Raw genomic sequence first — 26534 nt, forward strand, 5'->3', positions numbered from 1 at the left:
GTTTGACTTTATTAAAACCACAGCAACCCACAGCTATATATAAGAATTCGCGTGCTGTCGCGTTTTGCTATTTTAAATAATACTAGCGGTTGCTCTGTGCATAGATCACACAACTTGCACCGCTAGCCTTTCCCCACCAAACGCCACCCTACCCGCTACCGCTTCCATCCCTTCAATCGGCTGCTCGTAACTCCAGGCAATATCTTTTTTGTCGCCCAGCGAGAAATACACTGTATTGCCTTTAAACGGGCAATAGGTGGTCGTTTCTGAGGGGGTAAGCAAATCCATCCGCACGTCTTTACGAGGGAAGTAGTGGCGTGGCGGGTAGCTGGTTTCGCAGAGTTCGAGGGCTTGGGTGGAGTCGGCAAGTAGCTTGCCATCCACATGCACCTGCACGCGCGGGTTAACGGGGTGAAGCTCGATGCGTGGGGCATGTGGCATTACGTTGTTCCCTGCGGCGATTTTCGCTCTAGTAAAATTAGCCTAGCAGTTAACTTATGTTAAACACACCCTCGCATCTTAGCTTTTAGTCGGTAGCGGATGGATTGGAGGGAGGATTCAGGCCTTCTTTACAAACTGGGCGGTCAGCATCATGTCGCCAGCGCCGTCGACCTTGCAGTCTAGCTGGTGGTCCTTGCCTTCCTTAAGCCGTTTGATCACGGCTTTGGTGCCAATCTTGAGCACGATAGAGCTGTTTTTCACTTTAAGGTCTTTTACCAGCGTTACTTTATCGCCTTCTGCCAGCAGGGTGCCGTTGGCATCTTTGACGGTGACCTCGTCTTCAGCGGCGGCCTCAGCGGGGTTCCATTCATGGGCGCACTCAGGGCAGATGAACAGGCTTTGGTCCTGGTAAACAAATTCAGACTGGCAACGGGGGCAAGGCGGGCACGACATAGTAATGGCTTCTGTGGTTTGATTAGCGGCCTATGATACTGCGCCTTGGCGGCCTTGGCGAATGGAGTCACACCAATCAAGGTTGCCCGCCCTGCCTATTGATCCGGAGGGGACAGATGGGCATCGGTCAAGGTGCGTGGTCGGTAATCACAGGTTGTATCGCCCCAGCGCGTCCAGACGCTGTCATCGATTGAAATATTGACCGCCGGTTTTCCCTGCATCCCTTTTGAATATTGTCGGTAAAATCGACCGTCTTCTGTCTTTCCAATGCGTTTGAATTTGGCGTACATCCCCCTCAGAAACTCGGCGAAAGAATCTCTTGGCGCTGTCTTCCAGGCATCCTCAACAACGTCGTATTGAGCCACTTTCAGGCCAGCTTTTTCCGCCTTGCCTAACATCCACTTCAGCGAAATATCGGCCAGTGTGTCGTCAGCGCCATACCCGCCGCCTACATTGGCGTGGGCACCGATAAACCAGCGCTGCTCTACGTCGCGGTTACCCGGTTTTTGCTTGCCATCCTGGCTGGTCCAGAGCGATACGTTGTAGGTCGCTCTGTGCTCGTCCAGCGCTACTGCCTGATAGGCATGATCGACAATGCTGGAAAGCTCCGTATCGTGCCAATCGTATTTGCTTTTAAACAGGGTGGTGCCGGGCACACCCAGCGCGCCAACGGTATCCCATATGCCGATGAAATGAATCCTCGGCTGGCGGCTGAAGCTTTTCTTGAAATCGGTGCAAACGTCAGCGTCTGGGTGCAGCGCCTTGTCCCGATAAATGCTTTCGGCCTTATCGAGCAACCCTGGCGTGACCACATGCATTAACCCGCATTTTCGTATCAACCCCACCAGGCTTCTGGCCGTGTAGGCACCGCGGCTGAACCCGAATATCCAGATCTCATCGCCTTCTTTATAGCGCCTGGCAAGCCAGTCATAGCCTTTCAGTAAATGTTTGCTAAGCCCGACACCGAAGGCACCGCCGCTAATGCGCTGAAACCTGGAGGTACCCACACCGGGATCGTAATAGAACCGTTGTTTAACACCACCATCGTAATCATGGATAAGCCGTGTAATACGATAAACATTCGTCTGGTCTTCAGGGTCGTTCCACGTTCCATCAAATAGCAGAATCAATTTTTGTTTTGTCATTGTGTTCCCCATGATGATGCGCACCCTTGAACCGTGCCCATTACCGCTGACGGAGGGACAGCGGATGCGCTATGTATCCTTGGGCATAGCACCACCGGCGGCCTCAGCACTATGTAACTAAATGTAGTCGAAAATTAACCCCCATGCTCGTTTATGTCCAAGCCGCTAGGAGAGTGCAGGGATATAGTGGAGTATCGAGTGTGAGTGAGCGGGAAGGGTGAAGAAATTTGATGACATCCGCTCACTCTTAATCAAGTCCGTTTAAACGAGGCGAACTATCAAGGATGCATAACCACCCGACCAAACGGCTTTCCGCGTTCAGCATACGCATGGGCATCGACCGCTTTCTCCAAGGGAAAGCGCCGGTCTATCAGCACTTTGAGCTTGGCGTTAGCGACATCGTCGAGCATGCGATCCACCGTGGCCGCGACGCTTGGGTACCCGAATTGCGTGCCCATAAAGACCCCAAAAAGAGACTGATTGGCCTGTAGCGCTGGCCAGAGATCCACGGTGAGCTCGCCGCCTCCAGCATTGCCGACGAAAACCAATCGCCCTTCAGCGGCCAGCAACTGAAGCGAGGTCTGCAACGTCGATCCGACAGGATCAACAGCGAGATCAACTCCCCTGCCCTGTGTGTACTCAAACACGGCCTTAACAACGTCTTCTCGTTGATGGTCGACGACATGATCAGCGCCCAGTGATTTGAGTTTCGCAAGCCTTTCCGAGCCGCTTGAAACGGTGATGACAATAGCGCCCATCCGTTTCGCAAGTTGAATAGCGGCAATACCGACACCACCCGCACCGGCCTGTATTAAAACGGTCTCTCCACTCTGGAGTGCGCCGCGCGCGAATAGGCAGTGATGTGCGGTGCCAAAGGATATGGGCAGCACCGCGGCCTCAGCAATATCAACGCCATCTGGAACGAGCCACGTCTGGCTTTCGGGAATAGCGCGTAGTGTTGCATGCGACCCATCCAATCCGAAGCTCGTTACTCTGTCGCCAACCTTGCGCGTACTCACCGCACTACCCAATGCAACGACAACGCCTGCCGCTGCATATCCCACGATGTAATTTTCTCGGGGAGGGGGCGTCATCTGGCGGTTGATTACATCACCACCCTCTATCGAGATCGCCTGAACTTCAATGAGGACGTCAAATGCTCCGAGCTCTGGATCAGGAACATCTGCATAGCGCAGAACCGTTGGATCTCCGCATTTGTCATAGACTGACGCTTTCATCTTAATCTCCATATATCAGGTGCGTCATGGGTTCGATGGTGGAGAGTTCCCCAACCTGTGGACGCAACTCGGCGAACGGATAGTGTGAAACATAAGCTCTCGCGCAGGGCATTAAGCAATGTCATACGGCTATCGAGATCGGCCTAGCTAAACGTTCGGGTTATCTCCATTCACAAACGAATACAGCTGAATATCGGACCGGCACATCCAGCCCTGGCTAGCCCAGAACTGTTTGGCCGCTTCGTTCTCGGGAAGAATCATCAGGTGTGATTTCAGAATGCCTTCGTTTTTAAGCGCTTCCAGGCAAAGGCTTACCAGCTGTGTTGCGATGCCTTTGCGGCGCTGGGAATCCGCCACCGATAAGTGCTGCACGTAACCACGCTTGCCGTCGTGGCCTGCCATGATCGTCCCCACCAGTTGCCCTTCTACCTCTGCCACAAAGCTCAGGCCGGGGTTCCTCCGCAGGTACTTCTCGATGCCAGCTCGGGAATCCGCATCGCGCAGCCGCACGCCCTCGCTTTCGCTCCATAGCGCGATGGTGGCGTCATAGTCGTCGATGGTCATGGGGCGGTAGTGCATGTATGAGGCTCTCCCGGGTGGCGGTTAGTTTCGGGCGTTAATGTGCACGCCCACGCATAGCGCGGATATCATCGAGATCAACGGGCCTTGCGAGCATCGACTTATAGCGAATCAAGTCTTCCTTCAACATCAGGGGAAGCGCCAGGCCTAGTAAATTGACGGTTTCATAGCGGGCAAAGTCTATATTTAGCGGCACCCATGCTTGGCTGGCCGCATCAAAAATGTGAGCGCCTTCGGCGTTGCCGACTTCCACCTTAATGCCTTCATACTTGAACTGAACATAGGTTAAATCCCAGCCCTCCTCGCAGCGTTGCGCCGCGGGTTTGGATATGTACGCCTGCCCTGCCTGCACCACCGTCATAAAATGCTCATCGGGGACAAACAGGTCAATATCATTCAGCGCTCGGCCAGCACCATAGCCCTTTGCGGCGAGCCCTCCGCAGATCTGAAACGGGATATTTCTATCTCTGAGTAGTCCCACTATCCATTGGGCTGCTAACGGGTGCATGACTGTTCCATCTTGTTGGCTAATACCGGCTTACCGTTGTAGCAGGCCTCAAACTCCCCGGTCACTCTAAAGCCATATTGCTGATAAAGCGCTTTTGCCGTCACGTTGCTTTTTGCGACGCAGAGCGTAGCGGGGCTACCGATCCAGGCAATCATATGGTCAAGCAGTTGACTGCCAATGCCTTGGCGGCGAAAGCGCGGGTGAACAAGTAACGTACGAATCTCATTTCCATAGACCGCTCCATACCCGCGAATGCCTTTATCGTCATGAACAAATATCGTTGATTCCATCAGCTCCCGTAGGCGTGTCTCGTCTTGCCTCAGAGGTATGAGTACAAATTGGCCTTGCTCAAACCGAAGCTCATCCAGTTTGGCGAGTGAGTAAATTTCCTCTATGGCTTCAAAATCCTGGTCTTCGAATGCTCGTATCATCGTTTTGGCTAACAATCCGGGAGTGGCCTCTTCTTGGACACTCTAAATGGCTAGTGTCCTTTTAGCTGCTCACTCAACGCGACGAGGTCTTCAGCTACAAAATCCCATGCTTGCTCTGCCTCTAAATCCTTGCGCTGTTGCGGGCCATACTCTGTGCGACGGGGTATAAACGCCGTTTTCATTCCCAATGCACGAGCAGCCCCCAGGTCGTAATTGTGCGCTGCGCATAGCATCACCTCTGCTGGCGGCAGGCGAAGCAGGCGGCAAGCCCCTAAATAGACCTCAGGGTCAGGCTTATAGTGCTGGAATAGCTCGGCGCAAAACACCATATCCCATGGCAGTTTGGCATAACGGGCAACGTCCACCATTAACGACAAATTGCCGTTGGTCAGGGTGGCGATGATGGTTTGCTCTTTCAAGCGCTGAAGGCCACGTTGCACGTCCGGCCATGGGTCTAACTGGTGCCAAAAGTGATTGACGCGATTAATGGTCGCCTCGTCTAGCATCACCCCATGTTGATTGAGGAGTTTAACCAGGCTTTCCCGATGCAGATCATCCAACCCCGTCCACGGAATTTCGCCTTTACGCACCCGATCCATCGAAGGCGCATAATGCTGACGCCATTGATCCGTCAGCGCTTCACTAGGTAGCTCAATTCCCAACTCCTGCTCTAACGCCCGGAACTGGTTAATCAAACTGGAGCGCCAATCGACAATAGTGCCAAATACATCAAACACGATGGCTTTCATTCACGTCTCCTTGACGCTGTATGGTCATTAGTAACCCCAATAGTGTCATGCCGATCAGCAGGCTCCAGCCGAGCATAAAGCTGTCGCTTATATCCAGCATCCACCCGAGCAGTGGCGGCACCGATACTATCGCCAGTTGGTTAATCGCCATGGCCAGCCCCAGCACAAAGCCGGTTTTATCGGCAGGTGCCGACTCCGCCACATAAGCCACCCAAGGGCCGTACCAGCCGAAACCAAAAAACCCTAACCAAGCCATCAAGCAGCCCAGCATGAACGTTGAGTGTAACGGCAACCAGACTAATACCAGTAGCCCGACGATTACCGCTACCATGCACACCATGACCGGGAAATAGCGCGAGAGGCAGCGATCACTCCAGGCTGCCAGCAAAATGCGCCCGGCAACCCCGGCTCCTTGGGCCACGAATAGCAACGTCGCGGCTTGCAGCACGTCCATCTGCAAACGGCTGTGCAGATAGAGCACGGTAAAAATCAAAATGCCGTACTGAACCGAGATCAGACTAATACCGGACGCCATGATCTGTTTCATGGCCGGTTCGCGAATCATCGCCAGCCGCGACAAGACGACGTTTGTCACGCTGCCTTCAGAGGCCCTTGCGACCGGCACCACGCCAGCAGGGGCACGGTAAAAGAGTATAAAGGCCAGCGCCCCGAAGATCGCAATCAGCCCGCCCACGAGAAAAGAGCCGCGCCACCCCCAGGTGATAGCGACGGTTGGCAGTATGATCGCCGCCAGCGCCCCGCCCAGGGGCAAGCCTGCCTGACGAATGCCCATGGCAAAGCCGCGCTGGGATTTATCAAACCAAGCGGCTACCGATTTGCTACCGCCAGGCTGGGCGGTACTGTAGCCCGCCCCTACGATGACCAAAAACAGCAGCATGGCCCAGTAGCTTTCAGCCAGTACGGCAGCGCTAAGCGCGATGCCCACGACGAGGGTGCCGGCACCCACCACCCATCGCTCACTGAATCTATCCAGCAACTCCCCGGCGACTAACAGCCCGACCACAGGCACCAGCTGAGAAGCCGAGACCAGCGCCCCAATCTGAAATGCAGAAAGGCCCATATCTGCCTGTATATAGACGCTGATGGCCCCAATACCCTGCACGAAAAAACACGCCGCTGCTTGAGCCAGGGTGGCTATCAGCAGAATGACCCAGCGGTAGTTTTGAGCAGAAGCCATAGGCAGCATCGTCGTCATAGAGGTTCTCAGCACATTGAGCCTTCCCCTAGCATTAGCCATTTATGGGCGTTAAGCCACGACGATATCGCAACGCCTGTTGCCAAATCAGCAAGCACTGTGTTTCGCCTATTTAGGTTGCGCTATAGGCTCATCAAAAGGGGCGAAACAGTTGCTAACGCTGCAACGTGAGCTGGGAGTACCGATCAAACAACCTCAGAAAACGCTCTCACGTCCTTCATTTCCAGGAGACCATCCCATAGCCGCTTAGCTTCTGCGGTTAAGGGCGCTGTTCGTCGCAGCAGGGTAATGTTTAGTGGCACATCAAAGGCTGTACTTCCCGCTCGAACAAGCTGCTTAGCGCTGAGATCCTCTCGCACTAGCGAACAGGGAAGCCATGCAACACCCAGTTTTGATAACGTCATATGACGCAAACTGTCAGCTAGGCCAGCATCATGATGTTGCTGAAGGTTTAAGCCTTGCTGCGCGAGCATGGCACTCAGCGACCACTCCAAGTGGCACTCTTGTGAGTAATTCAAAAAAGAGAGGGGGGAGCCGTCAGCCACATGTAAATTAAACAGTGGCTGACCGGCAGCATTTGGCGCGCTAACAGGGATGAGGTACTCGGTATCCAGCTCAATTGAAGCGTAGCTATCACTCACTACTCCCAAGCGCCTTGCGATAAGGTGTTCACAATCGAATAGCGCCGTGACGAAGTCGGTTTCTCCCTGATTGAGCGCGGCCAGGCACTCCGGCAAGGTATCCGACTCAATACTAAATTTAGCCTGTGGGAACTGCTCCTGTATGCGCGGTAACCACTTGGGAAAGAGTATCGTCGCCATAATATGGGGTGAGCAAAAGCGTATCCGCCGCCGCTGGTCATTAAGATCATCAACCACGGAGCGTCGAAAACGATCAAAGGAGCTAAGTGCTTGCTCAGCTACCGTTTGCAGGCTGAGGCCTGCCTCCGTCAGCACTAACGCGCCTTTACGCCGCTCAAACAGCGCGGTACCTGCCCACTCTTCAAGCCCTTGAATACGGCGACTCAGCCCTGACACCGATACATGGCGACGCTCAGCCGTGCGGCTAAAACTCTTGGTCTCACAAAGAACCAGGAAATCTCGCAAGATGATTAAATCAGTCATTGAAGGCCTTCGGGCAGGTACGCAGTAATCTTACTTTAGCTAAAATCATCCCTGGGGAAATATGTTATTAGAGAACAGGCTTGCCGAGATGCGACTGAGTTCACTCAAGCGCTACGTTGAAGCTCTCAGCGGCCGAGTGCGTATCGATATAGAGCTTCCCGATGGAAGCCATCATGGCTTCCTCCTGCTGTAACGCTTCAGGACTACGCCATCTTCTGCCAGTGCTGGATACTAGAGAGATCCTCGTGTTCTAGCTGCTCTGCTTTGAAGAGATCCCAACGCATTTGTAAATTCAGCCAAAAATCTGCTGAGACATCAAAAAATCGTGCCAACCTTAGTGCCGTGCTGGGCGTAACACCCCGCTTTTTATTCACCAGTTCATTGATCCGCTGGTAAGGAACGTGGATAGCAGATGCCAGCTCGCGCTGGGTAATTTCCATGGGCTGCAAAAATTCTTCCAGCAACATCTCGCCTGGGTGCGTCGGTTCACGATACTTCGGTATACGTATCATTTATCTATCCTCTTAGTGGTAGTCCATCGGCTCCAAATGCCACCCTTGTTCGGTTGCCAGCAGGCGGTCTGTCAGGGCGAGGTTTTCCAGAAAGGCATCGTCATGGGATACCACCACTAACGCACCTTGGTAACTGCGCAGCAGGGTTTCCAGTGCCTGTGCCGATGGCAGGTCGAGGTGGTTATTGGGCTCGTCGAGCAGCAACAATTGCGGGGGCGAATCGGCGTAGAGGATGCAGGCCAGTGCTCCTTTCAGGCGTTCACCCCCGCTTAGTAGCCCGCTGGGTGTGGTGATCTTCTGCGCGTCCAGGCCTAATTGGGCCAGTAGCATGCGCAGCTCACCCTCCGTTGTGGAGCGGTTAGCCAGTTGCAGCTGTTCGAGCACGGTTTTTTCCGGCTCAAGATTCTCCAGCCGCTGATCGAGATAAGCCCTTTCAGGGGTCACCTTGCAGGTTCCAGATAATGGCTCAATCTGGCCCGCAATTACTCGGAGCAGCGTTGACTTACCACAGCCGTTGGGGCCAACGATACCGATGCGCTGCGGCCCTCTTAGCAGTAGGCTAATGTGACGAGTGGCTCCCATGACGAACGGTAGCTCTACCCTCTCCAATTCTGCCAAACAGCGCTTGGCAACCTGATTGACGGGGATCTCATGCAGGGTGATGTGCGCCTGGTCTTCAACCTGCTTTGCGGCTTCCAGCACACGCTGGTTAAGCTGATCACGGCTGGCCGCCTGCTTTTGTCGCAATGCACCGGCGGAGTTCTCGCTGCGCTCTTTCTGACCATCCAGTATCGACTTGGCCTGATTGGCTTCCTTGCCCTGCCGTTTACCACGGGCGTGCCGTTTCTCCTGGCGTTCACGCTGCTTGCGCATCGCCCGCTCCTGGCGTTGGCGCTCCAGCTTATGTTGATTGAGTTGGTCAATCGCAGTTTGCTGCTCGTGGGCTTTCGCTTCCGCATAGAAGGTGTAGTTGCCCCCATAGCTATGTAGCCCAAAGGGGGAAAGCTCCACAATGCGCGCCATGGATTCCAGTAGTTGCCGGTCATGACTGACCACGATCAGTCCACGCGGCCAGCGTTGCAGCTGTTCGATGAGCGCTTGTCGGTTTGGCCGGTCGAGATGGTTGCTTGGCTCATCAAGAACAAGGAAATCGGCATTCGAGAGCATGGCGCCCATTAAGGCAACCCGCATGGCTTCCCCACCGCTCAGTGTGCTGGCCGGTGTGGCGGCCTCAAGATAGCTCAAGCCATTACGATCAAGCTCATGGCGGAACCGCTGAGGCAAATCCCAACGGTCATCGACTGCCTCAAAATCCTCTGACGCCGTACTGCCAGCCTCGATGCGTGCCAGCGCATCCAGCGTCGTGCGCACACCCGCGAGGTCAGCGACTGAGGAACCCTCCGGCTGGGCCACTTGCTGGGCAAGGTAGTGAACTTTGTTTGGGCGCTGACAGTGCCCGGTGGTCGGTGTCACCAGCCCCGCGAGGATTTGGGCCAAGACTGTTTTGCCGATACCATTGCGCCCAACCAGCCCCGTGGGCCGCGTATCGAACTGCTCATAAAGGTCGGTAAAAAGCGTTCTGCCATCCGGCAAAACGTAGGAGACACCCTTTAAGGTGAGAGGGGTAGTGGTCATAGTTGATTCCAGCGATGCCGAGTTCTCCCCCTGGGTCAGGGGCTAATGGAGACTGGCCGTCATTGCAACGGCGGGCATCAATGGCTCATTGGACAACTACCTCTTCGTGGAAAGGCTTTCAATGATACAAATAACGATAGGGAGTCGGCAAGATCATCGCGCGGTAGCTTTCACCAAGTTCCAGGCCAAGTAAATTGACAGTTTCATAGCGAGCCAACTGTCTGTTTAACGGCACCCACTTAACGAAAGCTCATCAATAACAGTTTCCACTCTTCTCCGAGCCTCACCTTGCAGGGTTTGTAGCGGCTGGGGCAAACAGGGCTGGCTGACCTTCCCGGTGAGTTCCGCAATGGTGGCAGCGACCCGCAGGCTGCCGCCGTAATCACGGTAGAGCGCCCATAGCGGCTCGAGTGCTCGAGAGCGGGCCATCGCTTGCTCGGTATCGCCTGCCTGGGCGGCGCGGGTGAGCGCCAGCGCCATGTCCGGGTATAGCCCGCCGATCACCGAGTACCAGGCATCGCACCCGGCGAGTAACCCGGTGGCGGCGGCGGAGTCGCCGCTGATGCCGATGGTCACGTCGCTGGGGATTAACGCCCGCAGCCCTGCCACGCGTGCCTTGGCAGCGGCAAGGTCGTTCTGCACTGGCGGAATTTTGATCGAGCGCACCTGGGGCAGCTCGGCAATGCGCCCGTGCAGCTCGTCGCTGAAATTAAAATGCGTGGTGCCGGGGTTGTCGTACACGCAGAGCGGCACGCTCAGCGAGCGGCAGACCGTCTGGTACAGGCTAAACACTTCTTCATCGGTGAGCGTTTGATACGACACCGGCGCCAGCAGTACGCCGCTTGCGCCCGCTTGCTGGGCGTTTTCGGCGTTGACCAGCACATCGCGGGTGCGTAGCGCGCCAATACCGGCGATGACGGGCACCTTGGCGGCGCTTTCCACACCCAGCTTGACCATCCGGGCGCGCTCGTCACTGCTTAGATAAGCATAATTGCCCGTCGAGCCCAGCACGCCGATGGAGTCCACGCCTGCTTCCGCCAGGCGCGCCACTAAGCGAGCAAACTCATGCTCGTTAATGCCCTGTTCGTTCATGGGGGTTAGCGGAAATGCGCTTAGGCCGGTAAACATGAGGAATGATCCTTTTGAAGTGGCTGGCGGTTGTTGCCCTACTGCCCGAAGCTGATACCCAGACGCAGCGCCTGTAGGCCGTCAAACTCGACACTGACTTCGTCAGAGAACACCGGGTGGCCCTGCACGGCCATATCCACGGTCGCTTGAGCGCCGCGGTAGGTGACGGTGATGGCGATATTGGCTGAGGTACTGATCGGCGTCGTCAGCCCGTACGTCACATCATCGACACTGATAGACGATAGCCCGCGATCCTCCAGTTGCTGCTCAACTTCCTGCTGTACGGCAACGCCGTAATAAAAGTAAATGCCAGCGTAACCAAGCGCTACCAGTACAATCAGTGCAAAGAGCTTTCCCATGCAAAATCCTCAAGAGTATGCGTTTGGCATCACGCTGGGCGTCAGGGCTTTCAGCGCCCGCCCACCTCATCCGAGAGGTCGGGGCCGGGATGCAGGCGGCCCGGCCAGCGTAACACCATGATCGCCAGAACGTTGCGGTGTTCTCCACCCGCCAGCCCGACTCCCCCCGAGGACGAGGGGATGATGCCGCTGGCAGGGTCTATCGCCGCCACCAGCGCCTCGCGCACCTGGCCCACCAGTGGGTGGTCCTCGCGGCCGGCCAGCAGGAAGACCAACGCCACCTCGGCTTGGATGTCGGCCGTGGCCCGGGCCAGGATGTTATCCGCCTCCCGCGCCAGCGCTTCCAGCACCCAAGCGTGCGCTTCCGGGTCTACCTTCCGCTGGTAGTAGCGGCTGTCAGCGATGACGAAGTGGGTCAGGCCATAGAGCCAGTTATGGTACTCGGCGTCGTCGAGCTCGGCGACTCGCTCGGGCGGGTAGTGACGTCGGAAGGCCGCTTCCACCTCCCGGCGCAGGTCCATCACGCCGAGCTGGTGCAGGAAGTACGCATAGTTGGCCACTTGAGCAGCGTAAATCCCGATCACCGAAGGGTCGGTCAGGAAGGCGGCCCATTCGACCTCTGCCTGGTAGTCCAGCGCCCGCTCGTGGTCTTCAATGGTCGGTAGCAGGCCGTGGTATTCGGCCTGGACGAGGCGGAACAGCAGCCCCCGTGCGAAGGGAATCTCACCCCACTCACCTAGCATGGCGCGTCGGGCGCGCTGCTTGGCCGAGCTCTGCGAGTAGTCGGCAACGATCGCCCGGCTGCGGGCGGCCGCGTACCGGGGCTCGGCCAGGCCGACGATGTCCTCCTCAAGTCGCGCCAGTAGACGCTCGCCGTAGGCGCGATTGAGGGCCCGCCAGCGCTGCTCGCCCGTCAGACGGTAGAGACGCTGGGCAAAGTGGCGCTGCTTGTCCTCGGACAGCGTCGGCAACGCCCCCTCGTAAACTTCTTGGATGGCCAGACCAGCATCGCGCTGGACGTCACGTTCATCATACGGCTGGATGGCGGCGCAGCCGGCCAGCACCAGCGCAATCATTAGTGAAAAGAGCTTTCCCATACCGAATCCTTGGTGGTGTTCACTAACAATAGGCCATCAACGCACAGTCGATGAGCAATTATGTACAAGCATCGGCGACATTGTCGGCATAAGCTAAGGCTGTACTTCATCAAGTAAGGTTTCATCAGGGGAGTCGGCATGAGTAACGCCAGCCGGTTTGAGTTCTTCAAAAGTCATCATGTGCCTACGCTCACGGTGCTGAAGGCGGGCATTGAGGATTTCAGTTACGACCCGCATGCCCATGAGGAGTATGCCTTTGGCGTTACGCTGGCCGGGCGTCAGGATTTTTTCAGCGGCGGGCAATTTCACCGTAGCCCCCCAGGCAATGTGATTTTGTTTAACCCGGAGGAAGTCCACGACGGCCATTCGGGCGGCGCACAAGCGCTCGATTACCTGATGGTGTATGCCCACCCGGAACAGGTGAGGCCGCTGTTTGCAGAGGTGCTTGGCCGCGAAAGCGCGGGTGCCTTCCGTTCCAATCAAACGCTGATTCAGGATGCTCGCCTGCGCCATGCCATTTTGGAACTGGCGCGTTTGGTGTCCACGCAGTCCGGTAGCTGTATCGACCAGGAGAATGCGCTTTACCAAGTGATTGAGCGCACCGTTCAGCTAGGCGGCCACGTTCAGGAGCGCCGCGTAACCCATCGCCCTGATGCCCTGCTGGACCTTGCTAAGGCGTATATCCACGCGCATCTGGAAACGGATATGTCGCTGGACGACATCAGCCAGGCCGCGCATTTATCCAAGTACCATTTTTTGCGGCTGTTTCGGCAACACTACGGCATGACGCCTCACCAGTACGTGATTAACTGCCGGATCAATGCGGCCCGCGCGGCGCTGGATCAGGGGGCGCCGCTGAATGAGGTGGCGTTGCGGTTTGGGTTTGCCGACTTTAGCCATTTTAATCGCCGCTTCAAGCGTATCTATGGCATGACGCCCCACCAATACCAGCGCGATATCACGCGTTAGCCCTACCCAACTTTGAGGTTCCAACATGTTAGCAATCGTCGCCTATGCCCTGGGCGTCATGTACACCCCTGGGCCTGTGAATCTGCTCGGCCTGAATGTCGGCATCAATGGCCAGGCTAAACAGTCGGTCGGGTTTTGCCTGGGCGTGGGAATGGCAATGCTTGTTTACCTGCTGGTGTTGGGCTGGGCGGGAGCTGCCTGGATCAGCGGTAGCGCGCTCATCATAGTGAGTGCGCTGGGCTGTAGCTACATTGTGTACTTGGCCTTCAAAGTCGCCCGCGCCAACGCGGATTTGGGCGAGCCTGACCATGCACCGCGCCTGCTGAACTTTCGCGATGGGCTGGTGATGCAGTTGCTCAACCCGAAGGCCATCGTCGCGACCCTGCCCATTGCCACCCTTCAGTTCCCGCCGGCGGATATTCAGGGCGCAAGCCTAGTGGTCTGGGCGCTGGGGCTGTCCGCCATGGCGGCGGGCGCCCCCGGCAGCTATGTGGTCATCGGTAGCCTGGTGGGTGAGCGCATTAAAAGCACACGGGTGGTGAAGGGCTTTAACTGGCTGATGGCGGGCTTGCTGGTTGCCGTCTCCGTGTCGATCGGCTACGAGCATGTGTGGCGGCCGTTGGTGCCCTAAGCCGATACCTAAGTACAAGACTTGCATGCCAAATTCTGTACTTTCAGCTAGTTCTGCTTCCGCCGGTGTTACTGGTCTTTGTACTCTTCAAGCACCTCCTGTGCTTCTGCCTCGATAGCGTCCAGCACCTCTTCAGGCACTTGGTAGCGGAACTGCTTACGCCGGTTGTTTGAGAGGCGCCCCTCGTTACTTAGGCACATCATCACTAGACGGGCTAAATCACTTCCACGTATATCGAAATTCGCATCCACTGCTGCATATACTCGGTCAAAACAAGCAAGGTAGCGTGTTTCTGCTTTCAATTCCTCTTCCAGCGCTACTTTTGCCATTTTCAATGTAAAAGCCACGGCGTTTGTGGCATCCCAATAGCGATAGAGCGCATCGAGCCCCAGATACTCAAAATTATACTGATCGGCATCTATCCAACTTACTCGCCAATGCTCACGAGCTGGCCTTGAAAACGCTTCTAGTGCTGCTAAGTAATCAGCTTCATAACGCCTCATGGCAACCGAAATAGGCAGCAGATTATCGTGGGGGAGGCCATCCATTCGGCAGAGTGTATGGTGAATCAGAAAACGTGATATGCGCCCGTTGCCATCCATGAAGGGATGCAAAAAAACAAAACCAAAGGACAGTATCGCTGAAGCTACCAGCGCTGGCACAGCCTCAGACGAATCGCTGTCTGGGAGTTGGTTCGCCCAGGTCATCAATGCGCCCATTAATTGATTACAAAGATCCGGCGGTGGCGGTAAATAGCTGACGCCTAATGCGCCGGGCAACCCGTTATGTAGATAGTTTTGCTCATGGCGAAATGCCATTGCTTTGTCGAAAGGATTACTGATGGTGCTATTCTGCAATTCAACAAAGTATTCTTCAGTCAGCAGCTTGCGCTCGTGTGCCTGACGGAGTAGCTGCATGAAGCGCTGCTGCTTATCTTGCGACGGCGATTCTCGCTCAATGGCAAACGAAGATTGGGTTTCACTGAGATAGGCCCACTGAATTGCGCGGTCCAGCATACCGGGGGGCAACGAGGCCATGAAGGTAGCGGCTTGGGTGAGAATATCTTCTTCAAGTAGTGCAGCAATTTCTGGCGTACGCCTCACGGTTGCACAATAATCAAGTGTTCCTAGCCCGTTAAAGTCAATCCGCCAACGGCTGTCACGTACTGCAGGGCCGGTAATATAGCGTTCTGGGTCGAACAAAGGCACTGCTCGGCCACTGACGGCTATATCGAACGGCAAGCGCTTTACGAAGGCTTCATACAAAAAGCCTAATTTTCTTAAATAGATGCCGTTTGGCGAGGCTTGCAAGGCGTTTTGAAGCGCTTCTATGGGCAAATGTGGCAATGCGCCCGCCAGAATGGCGAGATCGATACCTTCGTGTTTAAGTGCGAAAAGAAGATGGTCGAGCAATGACGTTTCTGGCGCACGCCCGGCAGGTACTGCTATTTCCTTCTCCATAGACATAATGCGTGTGACTGGGCGCACCCGTGCAGGGTAAACGGGTGGACATACCCCCAGCGCCAAATGCTCGTGCAGGTACGCATAACCTACTGGCTTCATCACAAAACGCCTCAAATCAAAACATTTTATTCACTTCAACAAAGAAATGTTCAGTAATCAATAAAAATACGATTTTTTATTAACCTACTGCAACGCAAATAGAGAGCAGGCAGCTTCATGTCGCAGCTTGGAAGCTGATCAGATAAAAAAGAGCAGGCGTTCATCACCTGCTCTTTTGCACTTATTCCATCTCCACTTTTAACTGCTCACCGTCTCTTCAACCTCCCTGCACCCTCTGACGCTTTCCGCCAGATCACTGACCAAACCGTGTACTCGCTCAACGGCTTCATCAGGCGTGCTGGCCTTTTCGATACAATCAACAAGCGCAGAACCCACTACTACCGCATCGCTGTATCTACCAATGATGGCGGCCTGTTCGGCGGTGCGGATGCCGAAGCCAACGGCGATGGGCAGCTCGGTATCTTTCCGCAGTCGCGAAACCGAGCTTTCCAGCCGTTCCGGCGTGGGGGCGTTGCCGCCGGTGACGCCCGCCACGGAGACGTAGTAGATAAACCCGGAGGCGTTCGCCAGCACCCTGGGCAGGCGCTTGGCATCGGTAGTCGGGGTGGCCAGGCGTATAAAGTCGATGCCGTGTCGAAACGCGGGCTGGCAGAGTTCTTCGTCGTGTTCGGGGGGCAGATCCACCACGATCAGGCCGTCTACCCCGGCACGGGCGGCATCGGTCAAGAAGCGCTCAACGCCGTAGCGGTAAATGGGATTGTAGTAACCCATGAGCACAATCGGCGTGGTGCTGTCCTGTTCGCGGAAAGTGCGCACCATGTCCAGCGTTTTGGCCTGGGTCTGGCCGTTGTTCAGGGCGCGCTGGGCCGCCTTTTGAATGGCGGGGCCATCGGCCATGGGGTCGCTGAACGGCATGCCCAGCTCGATGATATCCACCCCGGCGGCGGGCAGTCCGTGGAGCAGGCGGCGCGAGGTGTCGGCATCCGGGTCGCCGGCGGTCAGGTAGCTGATCAGTGCCGGGCGGTTTTGCTGCTTGAGTGTGCTAAAGCAGTGTTCGAGACGCGTGGGGTTGTGCATGGTTTGATTCACGATAGTGTTCATCGCGTTGTCCTGGATCGCACTCATACGTTTTTCACTCCGAATTTATCGCCAAGGTGATGGGCGACGCTCGTCATGTCCTTGTCGCCACGGCCACTCAGGTTGACCACCATCAAGTGCTCACGGGGCAGACTGGGGGCGCGTTTAGCGACTTCTGCCAACGCATGGGCGGTTTCCAGGGCAGGAATGATGCCTTCCTTGCGGCAGCAAATCTGGAAGGCCTCCAGCGCCTCGTCATCGGTGGCCGAGACGTACTCGACCCGCTTCTGCTCATGCAACCAGGCGTGCTCGGGCCCGATGCCGGGGTAATCCAGCCCGGCGGAGATCGAGTGAGCGTCGGTAATCTGGCCGTCTTCGTTTTGCAGCAGGTAAGTGCGATTGCCGTGCAGCACACCCGGCGTGCCACCGTTCAGGCTGGCGGCGTGCAGGCCGCTTTTGACACCCTTGCCGCCCGCTTCCACACCGATCATGTGAACGTCCGGGTCATCCAGGAACGGGTAGAACAGCCCAATGGCGTTCGAGCCGCCGCCCACGCAGGCCACCAGCGAATCCGGCAGGCGGCCGTGCTTTTCCAGCATCTGGGCGCGGGTTTCGTGGCCGATTACTGCCTGGAAGTCACGCACCATAGCCGGGTACGGGTGCGGCCCGGCCACGGTGCCGATGATGTAGAAGGTGTCGTCGACGTTGGTGACCCAGTCACGCAGCGCTTCGTTCATGGCATCCTTGAGCGTGCCGGTGCCGGAGGTGACAGGGACGATCTCCGCGCCCAGCAGCTTCATGCGGAACACGTTGGTCTGCTGGCGCTCGATGTCCGTCGTGCCCATGTAGATCACACACGGCAAACCAAACCGCGCTGCTACAGTGGCGGTGGCCACGCCGTGCATCCCCGCGCCGGTTTCGGCGATGATGCGCTTTTTGCCCATCTGCTTGGCCAGCAGCACCTGGCCGATGCAGTTGTTGATCTTGTGCGCGCCGGTGTGATTAAGCTCTTCGCGCTTGAGATAAATGCTCGCTCCGCCAAAGTGCTCGGTCAGCCGTTCGGCGAAGTAAAGCGGGCTGGGCCGCCCGACGTAGTCCCCTTGAAAATAGGCCAGTTGGCGCTGAAATTCTGGGTCGTTCTTGGCGGTGGTGTATTCGTCTTGTAGCTCCAGAATCAGCGGCATCAGGGTTTCGGCGACGAAGCGGCCGCCAAAGTTGCCAAATAACCCGTTGGCATCGGGCAGGCTCTGGGATACGTCTATAGGTTGATTCATCACGACCTCTGAATGCGTTATCGAACAATGCAGTCAAAGTAGCGCAAGCAGGCGAGGAGAAAAATCGATAAGATGTCATCAACCTGTGAGCTGGAGTCACATATCAATGCACAATAGCCTGCCACCGCTTAGCGCCTTACGCGCCTTCGAGGCCACTGCCCGGCTGGGCAGCGTGACCGCCGCGGCCGAGGAGCTGAGCGTTACACACGGCGCCGTTAGCCGCCAATTAAGAAGCCTGGACGAGCATTTTGGCGTGGCGCTGTTTACCAAAGCGGGCCGTGGCATTGTGCTGACGCCCCACGGCGAGAAGCTGCAAAGCGGCCTGAGCGACGCCTTTGCCCAACTGCGTGATAGTTGCGCCGCGCTCAAACGTGATGTGGAGGAAGCGCCCTTCACCCTCGCCTGCCCCGGCAGCCTGCTGGCCCGCTGGTTAATTCCCAGGCTGGACCGCCTTCACCGTGACCTGCCTGACCTAAAGCTGAAAGTGGTGGTGAGTGACACCGAGCAGCCCGGCCAACAGACGGACGCCAGTGCCACCCTAGCGTTTTCCGAGCCGCCCTGGCCCGCAGGTGTTGAGGTATTCGAGCTGATGGAGGAGCAGATATGTGCGGTGGCAAGCCCGCCGCTGGCGGCCCAGTGCGATGCAACCAAGCCCGGCTCTCTACTTTCCAATAAGCTCTTGTATACATCTTCCCGCCCCCAGGCGTGGCCACAGTGGGCCGCTGCCAAAGGGCTGGCGCTGGAACAGCTTGAGTCGGCGCTAAGCAAAGGCCAGAGGTTCGATCACCTTTACTACTTGATGGAAGCGGCAGTGGCGGGTCTGGGTATCGCCATTGCGCCACGGCTATTGGTGGAAGACGACCTGAGAAGTGGCAGGTTGGTGGCCCCCTGGGGAAGTATCCAAACCCCTGCGCGCCTCTGCCTGTGGTTGCCCAGCCAAGCCGATAGCCGCCGCAGCGAGCCACTGGCAGAGTGGCTCAAGCAGGAGTTGGAGACTGACTGCTGCTAATATGACTGCTTGATCAACGTTTATTTCGCGCAAAGGATGCGTGCTATTTGCTCACGCACCCAACGATGTGCACTGTGACCATGATTACGCTCATGCCACACCATACCGACTTTGAATCCCAGTGATTTAATGGGGGATTCAACAATTTTAAGGTCGGAACGTTGGGCAACTAAACGCCATGGCACCAGTGCCACAAAACGCGAGTGAGCAACAATCTCAGGGATGAACAGGAATGAAGATGTCGACAGAACAACATTGCGCCTATAACCCAATGTTTTTAAGACCTGATCCACCTGAGTGGAAAAATCGCCCCCGCTGAGCGAAACGATTACGTGCTCAAGCTGGACATACTCTTCAATCGTCATTTCCTCACTTAACTGTGAATGATTCCAGCATCCAACCAGCACATAGTTCTCATCATACAGCGGCCTGGTTCGTAAAACCTGGGGCGCCTCTTCAGGTGTCATGAGCGCAAGATCCACTTCACCCCGTGCCATTTGAGCTTCCAGCCTGGGTGGCTCCAGACTACGTAGGGCGATTCTAATGCCAGGTGCTTGTCGCCTAAACTCTTTCATGACCGCCAATCCCATGACCGCTTGAAGGTAATCGGTGCATGCAATCGTAATGGTCAGCGACGCTTGGGCAGGTTCAAAGTGCTGGTGCGTTATCAGTGTCTCTCGCACCTGATCCAGTGCAATACGTAGTGGGCTAAGTAACTCCAACGCTTTAGCGGTAGGCATCATCCCGCGGTGCGCCGGAATGAGCAGCGGGTCGTTGAACATATCCCTAAGGCGGCTCAGCTGAGCGCTGACGGCAGGCTGACTAAGATGCAAGCGTGCGGCGGCTCTCGTGACATTTTGCTCTTCAAGCAAAGCCTCTAAGGTCACCAACAAATTAAGATCCAGCCTTTTAGTATCCATATTTTATATAGTAGATCATAAAACTATTAATTTCATTGATAGCTTATTCTTGCCCACAATCTCTAGCGTATCCACTAAGTAAATTCGCCTGTAGGAGCATTAGAGTGTCCAAAACCATATTAATTGTGTATGCGCACCCAGAGCCCACATCATTGACCCGTCGGTTCGTAACTGAAACGGTACAAATACTGGAGCAACAAGGCCAAACCGTGCTGCAATCAGACCTATATGGCATGGGCTGGAAAGCGACGTTTGATGAGCACGATTTCCCCAACCGTATAAACATTGACCGGCTAGGCTTTATTCAAGAGTCGCAGCACGCCTATGCCACTCACCAGCAGACGCAGGATGTCGCCGCAGAGCAGGACAAGCTGCTTGCCGCCGATGCCGTCATATTCCACTTTCCTTTGTGGTGGTTTGGTATGCCCGCCATTCTCAAAGGCTGGATAGACCGGGTGTACGCCTATGGATTTGCTTACGGATACAAAGGTGAAGGCAATCGTTATCGCTATGGAGACGGTATTCTCAAAGGCAAACGAGCGTTACTGTCGGTAATGGTGGGTGGCCCAGCAGAGGACTATTCACCCAGAGGTATTAATGGCCCCTTGGAGGAATTGCTATTTCCCATCACCCACGGCGCCCTGTTTTTTCCGGGTATGGATGTACTGCCGACCCATGCCGTGTATGGCACTGGGAAACTATCTAAAGCCAGCGTAGCGAAGGAGCTAGCTGCTTGGCATCTACGCCTCGAAAATCTTTTTAATGAACCCCCTATTCCATTCAGGCGGCAAAATGGTGGGGAGTACCAGCAAAATATACTCGCTGACCATATTGCTGTGGGGAAAGAGGGACTAACCGTCCACATCGACCATTAGCCATTTTTTTAGACAGCAACACCATAAAGACAAAGCATTCATAGCTGTACGATGTTGCCAACACGTGCAGCTTTGGAATCGAGGCGAAGCCGCAGCGATAAAGCTATCGCTGTGCTTAACCTTTATAGGGGCATTTCGGTATAGTTAAAGTGAAGACTTAGTGACTATATCACCCACTCAAGCGATCGCGGTTACTGGCCACCAGCTCAGTCAGAAAATCCGCCACGGCACGGGTACGGGCTGATTGGGTGAGATCCGTCTGGATGACGAGATAGATGGGCTGATCCACGCCGATATCGGACTCGATGCAGACGAGCTCAGCCTCCAGCGCCAGAAAGTGCGGCAGCACCGCGATCCCCAGCCCCGCTTTGGCCGCTGCTAGCTGGGTCGCCAATGATGTGGTGGTCAGTGCTGGTTCACGACCTCGTAGAACCCGTTCAACCCACTGGGCGGCAGGTAAGTGCGCTTGCGTATCGCCCCAGGTGATAAAGGCATCCGTGTCGTAATCGCCTGCGTCACGATGAGCCTTGCGCTGCGCTACATAGTCGGGGCTCGCGTAAAGCCCGAAACCCAGCATACCCAAGCGTCGAAGGGTGACATTGCCCCGCTCGGGCTTAACCATTCTAAGTGCCAAATCGGCGTCGCGACGGTGCAGATTGACGGTCGTGATATCGGTCACTAGTTCAAGCGTGATGCCGGGGTACCGCGCATGAAATTGCGGCAATGCGGACAGAATCAGCGCCGTGGCCAGGTTTTCAGCGGTCGCTAAACGCACTCTGCCGCTCAGTTGCGCAGCATTGGAAACCCCGCTGGAAAAGGCCGCCGCTGCAGCCTCCAAGGCTTCGGCTTTCTCGATTAGCCCCGCTCCCTCCTCGGTAAGCTGATAGCCCGATTGCTGGCGTACAAACAGCGGCAGCTTTAAAGCGTTTTCCAGCCGTTCGATACGCCGGGAGAGCGTGGCGATGCCCAGGTTCAGCTCGGCGGCGGCACCACTCAGCGTGCCGTGACGGGCCACTGCCAGAAAGGTGCGCGTGTCGTCCCATACCCAGCCACGCGGCATGTGTTTTTCATGATCGGAAATTGGCTTACCTAATTCGTTAATTTTTTTCATTACCGGATAATGCCACGCTGTGACGGCGCCACTCAAGATCGCGTCATTACTGGAGAAACATCATGCAAAAACGAACGCTAGGCAACGATCTAACCGTTTCCGCTATCGGCTTAGGCTGCATGGGGATGAGCGAGTTTTACGGCCCTCGGGACGACAGCGAGTCGCTGCGGGTATTAGCCCGGGCGGTAGAGCTGGGTCTCGACTTTTTCGACACGGCGGATATGTACGGACCGCACCATAACGAGGAGTTGATTGGCCGCTTTCTCGCCAGTCACAAGCCTAAGGTGCGTATTGCCACCAAGTTTGGCATTGTACGCAACCCTGGAGAATATCAACGTAGCCTGGACAGTAGCGCCCACTATGCCCAACAAGCCTGCGAGGCATCGCTGCGGCGGCTGGGCATCGAGCAAATCGATCTCTACTACGTCCACCGCGTTAACCCGGACAACCCCATTGAAGAAACGATGGAAGGACTCGCCCAACTGGTGAAAGAGGGAAAAATTGCCCATATCGGCCTCTGCGAGGTCAGTGCAGAGACCCTTCGTAGAGCCCACGCTGTGCACCCGGTAACCGCGGTGCAAACCGAGTATTCGCTCTGGACGCGGGATGTCGAGCAAGATGTGCTGCCCACCTGTAAGGAACTCGGCATCGGCTTCGTGCCCTACTCGCCGCTGGGCCGTGGCTTTTTGACGGGAAAACTTCAAGAGAATGCCGACTTTGGCGAAGGTGATTTTCGCCCTAACCTGCCGCGCTTTTCTGAACAGGCCATGCATGCCAACCGCCAAATCGCCGACGTGATTGGTGACATGGCTACTCAAAAAGGCTGCACCCCAGCGCAGCTGTCGCTGGCCTGGCTGCTATCCAAAGGCGATAACATTGTGCCGATTCCAGGCACCAAGCGTCTGCGCTATCTTGAAGAAAATGTGGCAGCAGCGTCCATCACCCTAACCGCCGACGAGCAGCAACAGCTTGAAGCGGCCACCGAGCGCCTTCCGGTGACCGGTGAGCGTTATACGCCGGAAGGCATGAAGGGGGTTAACGCCTGAGCGGCTGTGGCTCATTGAGAACGCACTACTTGATAATCTCTTCAATCGACCGCTTTCCATCCAGCAAGGCGAACTCTTTGTTGGTAACACTGGATTGCAGTGCGTAGTGGAGCGCATGGGCGACATTGGCGCGGGAGATTTGATTGTCGCCTGCCTCGTCGATTGAGCTTGCGAACTGCTGGCTGGCGGCGTCATCCGTCAAACGCCCTGGCTTGAGAATCACGTAGGGCACGCCGCTGCTGCGCAGGTGGGCATCGGCGGCGAATTTTGCGGCCATGTAGGGGCGCAATTTTTCGGGCGCTTCCATGGGGTTCTCGGCGCGTATCGCGCTGATCATCAGGTAGCGGGAGAGCCCTTTATGCTTGGCGATATCGGCAGCACGAATGGCTCCATAAAGGTCGATCAACAGGGTTTTATCTGGCCCGGTGTGGGGCCCTGAACCGGCGGTGAATACTACCTGGTCACAGCCTTCAAAGGCGTGTGAGAAATCGTCTTCCAGGTCGGCAATCACGGTGTCGATGCCGCGCTCGTTAAACCACGGCACCTGCTTTTCGCTGCGAATCATTGCCTTGATGGGCGTACCTGCCTGCTGGGCCAACTCGCAAAACTGCTTGCCAATCTGTCCGTTCGCGCCAATCACTAGCGTGGTCATAACGTCTCCTTGTGAGTTGCTTCTACAGACTAGGTGCTGGCAAAAAGACGACATTCAACCCGGGGTGAATCATTCATTACCCGCCTCGGTTGCATGGGCGGGAGTCACCCGCAACAGCCTACCCTCGGGGCTGTCGGTGAGCAGGTAAATAGCGCCTTCCGGGCCTTCGCGCACGTCGCGGATGCGCTCATCCAGCTCGCCGAACAGCCCCTCTACGTCTTCGGCGCTGGTACCGTTGTCGGATACACGTACGCGACGCACTTCTTTATTCACCAATGCGCCGACCAGTAAGTCGCCTTGCCACTCGGGGAACATCTCCCCGGTGTAGCGCACCATGCCGGAAGGCGCGATGGAAGGTGTCCATTCCAGAACTGGAGACACGGTGCCTGGGTACTCTGTGAAAGGCGAAATCCGTGCGCCGGTGTAATCCAATCCACCGGTCGCCAATGGCCAACCGTAGTTGCTACCTGCTTTGATAATATTGATTTCATCGCCACCGCGCGGGCCGTGCTCGTGGGCGAGCAGCCGCTGGTTATCGTCGTCAAACACCACCCCCTGCACATTGCGGTGGCCATAGCTGTAAATTTCCGGTCGGGCGCCGTCATGGGCTAACGCAAAGGGATTGTCACCGGGCGGGCTGCCATCCGGATTAAGACGCACAGTGCTGCCGATGTGGCTTCCCAGATTCTGTGCCTGCTCGCGGTAATCAAAGCCATCGCCTAGCGTCAGAATCAGCGTGCCATCCGCCAGCCAAGCCATGCGTCCGCCAAAGTGGGCAGCGCCCTGCTTGGCTGGTTGAGTGCGGAAGATTTCGCTGACGTCTTCCAGGCCGTTTTCCGCCAGCGTGCCCTTCGCGAGGCAGGTGTGGTTGGCATCAGTGTTGCCGCAGGCATAGCTAAGATACACTTGCTGGTCGTCTTCAAACTGCGGTGACACCCGCACATCGAATAAGCCCGCCTGGCCAGAAACAAATACGTCTGGCACACCGCTTAGCGATTCCACCACTGTTTCTCCTTTACCGCTTAACAGCCTAAGCCGCCCTGGGCGCTCGGTGACCAGCATGCGCCCATCGGGCAGAAAGGCGAGCGACCAGGGATGTTCAAGCCCATCGGCAAGCGTTTCAATGTAATACGACCGGTCTTCCTGGGCCTCAACCGGTTGGCTCACACCGGGCAGTGCGGCGGCCAAGCTGCCAACCCCAAGAACCAGCGCCATACCGGAAAAGCCGCGCGGGCGCTTGGCGTATCCAGCCCGCCGGCGCAGCAGGGCAAACAGCCAACCCGCCACCCCTGCGGTTGCCAGCATGGCGATAAGCCCCGCGGTGCCGCGCGTGGCGGCAATCAAGGTGGGCGGCGGCGCCAGGGTGTTGACCAGCCATAGCGTCGCCCAAAGCCCAACGGCCGCACCGCCAGCGCATAACAGCGCCAGAAACCTGCCGCCCAGCCATCGGGAAAGCAGCACAGCCGCGGTTTGGGAAAAAACAAACCCCAATCCAAACAGCAGTGCATAAAGCGGCGCAAAGCTGGCGAGATCCTGAAGCGTAGTGGCCACACTTTGCTCCAGCGGAATCCTAACGCCCATCGTTCGAAGCGCGGCGAGATTAAACTGTGTTTGTACCACGCTACCCAGCACCACGCCCGTCAGCAGGGCAGCAATGAAATGGATAACGATGGGTACCACGCCTGTTGGTTTGGCCATTTTAAATATCAACTTGCTTAAAAAGCGGTGCAGTTTAAGAACATTTCAAGATTAGCAGTTTCTGGGTAAACCCGTGAGATCAGCGACTTTTCTCTTCAGTTCAACACTCACTATGTTACATGCTGGCAATTTGGAATAGCCACTGAAAACGGGTAGGGTTATTAAATGAACATTCAATAAAGGGAACTCCTATGCAACGTCTTCCGCTTGCTACCGCTGTATCGCTGGGTCTTTTCGCTGGTGCTGCCACCACTGCGGCGATAGCAGACACATCGCCTCTGGAGCAGCAGCTAAAAGATCTGGAAGCGTTTCAAGTCATCGCCCACCGTGGTGCCAGCGGCCACGCGCCGGAAAGCACCATGGCGGCCTTCGAACAGGCTCATGAGTGGGGCGTCGATTACTTGGAGCTAGACGCTCAGATTACCTCGGACGGTGAGTTAGTGGTGTTTCACGATGACACCATTGACCGCACCAGTGACGGTGAAGGCGAAATTAATGATTACACCTTAGAAGAACTCAAAGCGCTGGATACCGGCACCTGGTTTAACGACGAGAACCCCGATAGCGCCGACTCGGCCTTTGAAGGCGCGCAAATTCTCACATTGGATGAGCTCTTCGAGCGCTTTGGTCACGATGCCCGCTACTACATCGAGACCAAATCGCCCCAATTAAACCCAGGCCTGGAAGAAGCCCTGGTAGAAACGCTGGAAGAGTACGATATGGTCGAGAATGGCCGCGTGCTGGTGCAGTCCTTCGAGCAGGACAGCCTGTTAAAAGTGCAGGAATTAAATGACGATGTACCGCTGATCCAACTGGTGTGGTACTACCCAAGCGAAGAAGACGACTCACGCCTGGTGGAATGGACAGACGTGACCCCGGGGCCCGCCGAGATTACCGATGAAGACTTCCAGGAAGTGGCCGATTACGCAGTGGGTATTGGCACTAACGTCATCTACGAAGGCGAAGAGGTCATTGATGCCGACTTTGTTAAGCAAGCCCAGGACAACGGCCTGCCGGTGCATGTGTATACCGTCAATGAAACCGAAGAAATGGAGCGCCTGATGGAATGGGGGGTAAACGGCCTGTTCACCAACTACCCCGACCGCCTGCTTGATCTGGTCGAGTAGCCCCCCA

At 56.2% G+C, this 26534-nt stretch carries 28 protein-coding genes; 6 read left to right on the plus strand and 22 right to left on the minus strand.

Features of this window, described 5'->3' with window-relative positions; translation table 11 throughout:
• Positions 1-105: 105 nt before the first annotated feature.
• From GA0071314_RS13275 to GA0071314_RS13350, 15 genes are all read right to left on the minus strand, one after another.
• Positions 106-441 (minus strand): DUF427 domain-containing protein, encoded by a 336-nt coding sequence (locus GA0071314_RS13275; RefSeq protein WP_074397091.1) that lies wholly within the window; start codon positions 439-441, stop codon positions 106-108.
• 117 nt (positions 442-558) lie between these two features.
• Complete coding sequence (locus GA0071314_RS13280; RefSeq protein WP_074397092.1) at positions 559-894, minus strand: zinc ribbon domain-containing protein YjdM; 336 nt, start codon at positions 892-894, stop codon at positions 559-561.
• A 95-nt stretch (positions 895-989) separates the two neighbouring features.
• Positions 990-2039, minus strand: coding sequence for a DUF2235 domain-containing protein (locus GA0071314_RS13285; protein ID WP_082934260.1), 1050 nt, complete (start codon positions 2037-2039; stop codon positions 990-992).
• A gap of 278 nt (positions 2040-2317) precedes the next feature.
• Positions 2318-3277, minus strand: a complete 960-nt coding sequence (locus tag GA0071314_RS13290; protein ID WP_074397094.1) for a quinone oxidoreductase family protein — start codon at positions 3275-3277, stop codon at positions 2318-2320.
• Positions 3278-3424: 147 nt separating this feature from the next.
• Positions 3425-3856, minus strand: coding sequence for a GNAT family N-acetyltransferase (locus GA0071314_RS13295; protein WP_074397095.1), 432 nt, complete (start codon positions 3854-3856; stop codon positions 3425-3427).
• Positions 3857-3893: 37 nt separating this feature from the next.
• A complete protein-coding gene (locus GA0071314_RS13300) occupies positions 3894-4364 on the minus strand; it encodes a hypothetical protein (protein ID WP_074397096.1) in 471 nt (156 codons plus the stop codon).
• On the minus strand, positions 4352-4654 hold the full coding sequence (locus GA0071314_RS13305) for a GNAT family N-acetyltransferase (protein WP_197668813.1): 303 nt from the start codon (positions 4652-4654) through the stop codon (positions 4352-4354). The genes GA0071314_RS13300 and GA0071314_RS13305 overlap by 13 nt, the downstream gene beginning before the upstream one ends.
• A 191-nt stretch (positions 4655-4845) precedes the next feature.
• Positions 4846-5544: a haloacid dehalogenase type II gene (locus tag GA0071314_RS13310; protein ID WP_074397098.1), complete on the minus strand. Its 699-nt coding sequence runs from the start codon at positions 5542-5544 to the stop codon at positions 4846-4848.
• Positions 5525-6742: an MFS transporter gene (locus tag GA0071314_RS13315; RefSeq protein ID WP_231896453.1), complete on the minus strand. Its 1218-nt coding sequence runs from the start codon at positions 6740-6742 to the stop codon at positions 5525-5527. The genes GA0071314_RS13310 and GA0071314_RS13315 overlap by 20 nt, the downstream gene beginning before the upstream one ends.
• Before the next feature lie 203 nt (positions 6743-6945).
• The gene (locus GA0071314_RS13320; RefSeq protein WP_074397100.1) at positions 6946-7884 is read right to left on the minus strand and encodes a LysR family transcriptional regulator; all 939 of its coding nucleotides are present in this window, start codon (positions 7882-7884) and stop codon (positions 6946-6948) included.
• A 203-nt stretch (positions 7885-8087) separates the two neighbouring features.
• Entirely contained in the window at positions 8088-8396 is a 309-nt protein-coding gene (locus GA0071314_RS13330) for a HigA family addiction module antitoxin (RefSeq protein WP_074397101.1), read from the minus strand.
• Positions 8397-8408: 12 nt separating this feature from the next.
• Entirely contained in the window at positions 8409-10031 is a 1623-nt protein-coding gene (locus tag GA0071314_RS13335) for an ABC-F family ATP-binding cassette domain-containing protein (protein ID WP_074397102.1), read from the minus strand.
• Between the two features lie 225 nt (positions 10032-10256).
• Positions 10257-11159, minus strand: a complete 903-nt coding sequence (locus GA0071314_RS13340) for a dihydrodipicolinate synthase family protein (protein WP_074397103.1) — start codon at positions 11157-11159, stop codon at positions 10257-10259.
• A 38-nt stretch (positions 11160-11197) separates the two neighbouring features.
• Positions 11198-11518 carry a hypothetical protein gene (locus GA0071314_RS13345; RefSeq protein WP_074397104.1) on the minus strand — a complete coding sequence of 107 codons (321 nt, stop codon included), beginning with the start codon at positions 11516-11518 and terminating at the stop codon, positions 11198-11200.
• A gap of 50 nt (positions 11519-11568) precedes the next feature.
• The gene (locus GA0071314_RS13350; RefSeq protein ID WP_074397105.1) at positions 11569-12615 is read right to left on the minus strand and encodes a DUF3541 domain-containing protein; all 1047 of its coding nucleotides are present in this window, start codon (positions 12613-12615) and stop codon (positions 11569-11571) included.
• Between the two features lie 138 nt (positions 12616-12753).
• Here GA0071314_RS13350 and GA0071314_RS13355 point away from each other — a divergent pair, with 138 nt between their 5' ends.
• Together GA0071314_RS13355 and GA0071314_RS13360 are read left to right on the plus strand one after the other, a co-directional pair.
• On the plus strand, positions 12754-13584 hold the full coding sequence (locus tag GA0071314_RS13355) for a helix-turn-helix transcriptional regulator (protein WP_074397106.1): 831 nt from the start codon (positions 12754-12756) through the stop codon (positions 13582-13584).
• Between the two features lie 25 nt (positions 13585-13609).
• Complete coding sequence (locus tag GA0071314_RS13360; protein ID WP_074397107.1) at positions 13610-14215, plus strand: LysE family translocator; 606 nt, start codon at positions 13610-13612, stop codon at positions 14213-14215.
• A gap of 68 nt (positions 14216-14283) precedes the next feature.
• On the opposite strand, the gene GA0071314_RS13365 is transcribed toward GA0071314_RS13360, so the two are convergent.
• From GA0071314_RS13365 to trpB, 3 genes are all read right to left on the minus strand, one after another.
• Positions 14284-15777: a Fic family protein gene (locus GA0071314_RS13365; RefSeq protein ID WP_074397108.1), complete on the minus strand. Its 1494-nt coding sequence runs from the start codon at positions 15775-15777 to the stop codon at positions 14284-14286.
• A 198-nt stretch (positions 15778-15975) separates the two neighbouring features.
• Positions 15976-16815 (minus strand): tryptophan synthase subunit alpha, encoded by an 840-nt coding sequence (trpA, locus tag GA0071314_RS13370; RefSeq protein WP_074398533.1) that lies wholly within the window; start codon positions 16813-16815, stop codon positions 15976-15978.
• 44 nt (positions 16816-16859) lie between these two features.
• Positions 16860-18089, minus strand: coding sequence for a tryptophan synthase subunit beta (trpB, locus tag GA0071314_RS13375; RefSeq protein ID WP_074397109.1), 1230 nt, complete (start codon positions 18087-18089; stop codon positions 16860-16862).
• A 106-nt stretch (positions 18090-18195) separates the two neighbouring features.
• Between trpB and GA0071314_RS13380 the strand changes: the two genes are divergently transcribed.
• Positions 18196-19098 carry a LysR family transcriptional regulator gene (locus GA0071314_RS13380; protein WP_074397110.1) on the plus strand — a complete coding sequence of 301 codons (903 nt, stop codon included), beginning with the start codon at positions 18196-18198 and terminating at the stop codon, positions 19096-19098.
• Between the two features lie 20 nt (positions 19099-19118).
• Here the strand turns inward: GA0071314_RS13380 and GA0071314_RS13385 are convergent, their stop codons facing one another.
• Positions 19119-20018, minus strand: a complete 900-nt coding sequence (locus GA0071314_RS13385) for a LysR family transcriptional regulator (protein WP_074397111.1) — start codon at positions 20016-20018, stop codon at positions 19119-19121.
• Positions 20019-20122: 104 nt separating this feature from the next.
• On the opposite strand from GA0071314_RS13385, the gene GA0071314_RS13390 reads away from it, so the two are divergent.
• Positions 20123-20893, plus strand: coding sequence for an NAD(P)H-dependent oxidoreductase (locus GA0071314_RS13390; RefSeq protein ID WP_074397112.1), 771 nt, complete (start codon positions 20123-20125; stop codon positions 20891-20893).
• 169 nt (positions 20894-21062) lie between these two features.
• On the opposite strand, the gene GA0071314_RS13395 is transcribed toward GA0071314_RS13390, so the two are convergent.
• Positions 21063-22004, minus strand: coding sequence for a LysR family transcriptional regulator (locus tag GA0071314_RS13395; protein WP_074397113.1), 942 nt, complete (start codon positions 22002-22004; stop codon positions 21063-21065).
• 62 nt (positions 22005-22066) lie between these two features.
• Between GA0071314_RS13395 and GA0071314_RS13400 the strand changes: the two genes are divergently transcribed.
• Positions 22067-23050: an aldo/keto reductase gene (locus GA0071314_RS13400; protein WP_074397114.1), complete on the plus strand. Its 984-nt coding sequence runs from the start codon at positions 22067-22069 to the stop codon at positions 23048-23050.
• Positions 23051-23075: 25 nt separating this feature from the next.
• Here the strand turns inward: GA0071314_RS13400 and GA0071314_RS13405 are convergent, their stop codons facing one another.
• Complete coding sequence (locus GA0071314_RS13405; RefSeq protein ID WP_074397115.1) at positions 23076-23702, minus strand: SDR family oxidoreductase; 627 nt, start codon at positions 23700-23702, stop codon at positions 23076-23078.
• Between the two features lie 69 nt (positions 23703-23771).
• Positions 23772-25400: a PQQ-dependent sugar dehydrogenase gene (locus tag GA0071314_RS13410; RefSeq protein WP_082934261.1), complete on the minus strand. Its 1629-nt coding sequence runs from the start codon at positions 25398-25400 to the stop codon at positions 23772-23774.
• A gap of 191 nt (positions 25401-25591) precedes the next feature.
• Between GA0071314_RS13410 and GA0071314_RS13415 the strand changes: the two genes are divergently transcribed.
• Positions 25592-26527 carry a glycerophosphodiester phosphodiesterase gene (locus GA0071314_RS13415; protein ID WP_074397116.1) on the plus strand — a complete coding sequence of 312 codons (936 nt, stop codon included), beginning with the start codon at positions 25592-25594 and terminating at the stop codon, positions 26525-26527.
• The last annotated feature ends 7 nt before the right edge of the window (positions 26528-26534 follow it).

The sequence above is a fragment of the Halomonas sp. HL-93 genome, assembly GCF_900086985.1.
Classification (GTDB): Bacteria; Pseudomonadota; Gammaproteobacteria; order Pseudomonadales; family Halomonadaceae; genus Vreelandella.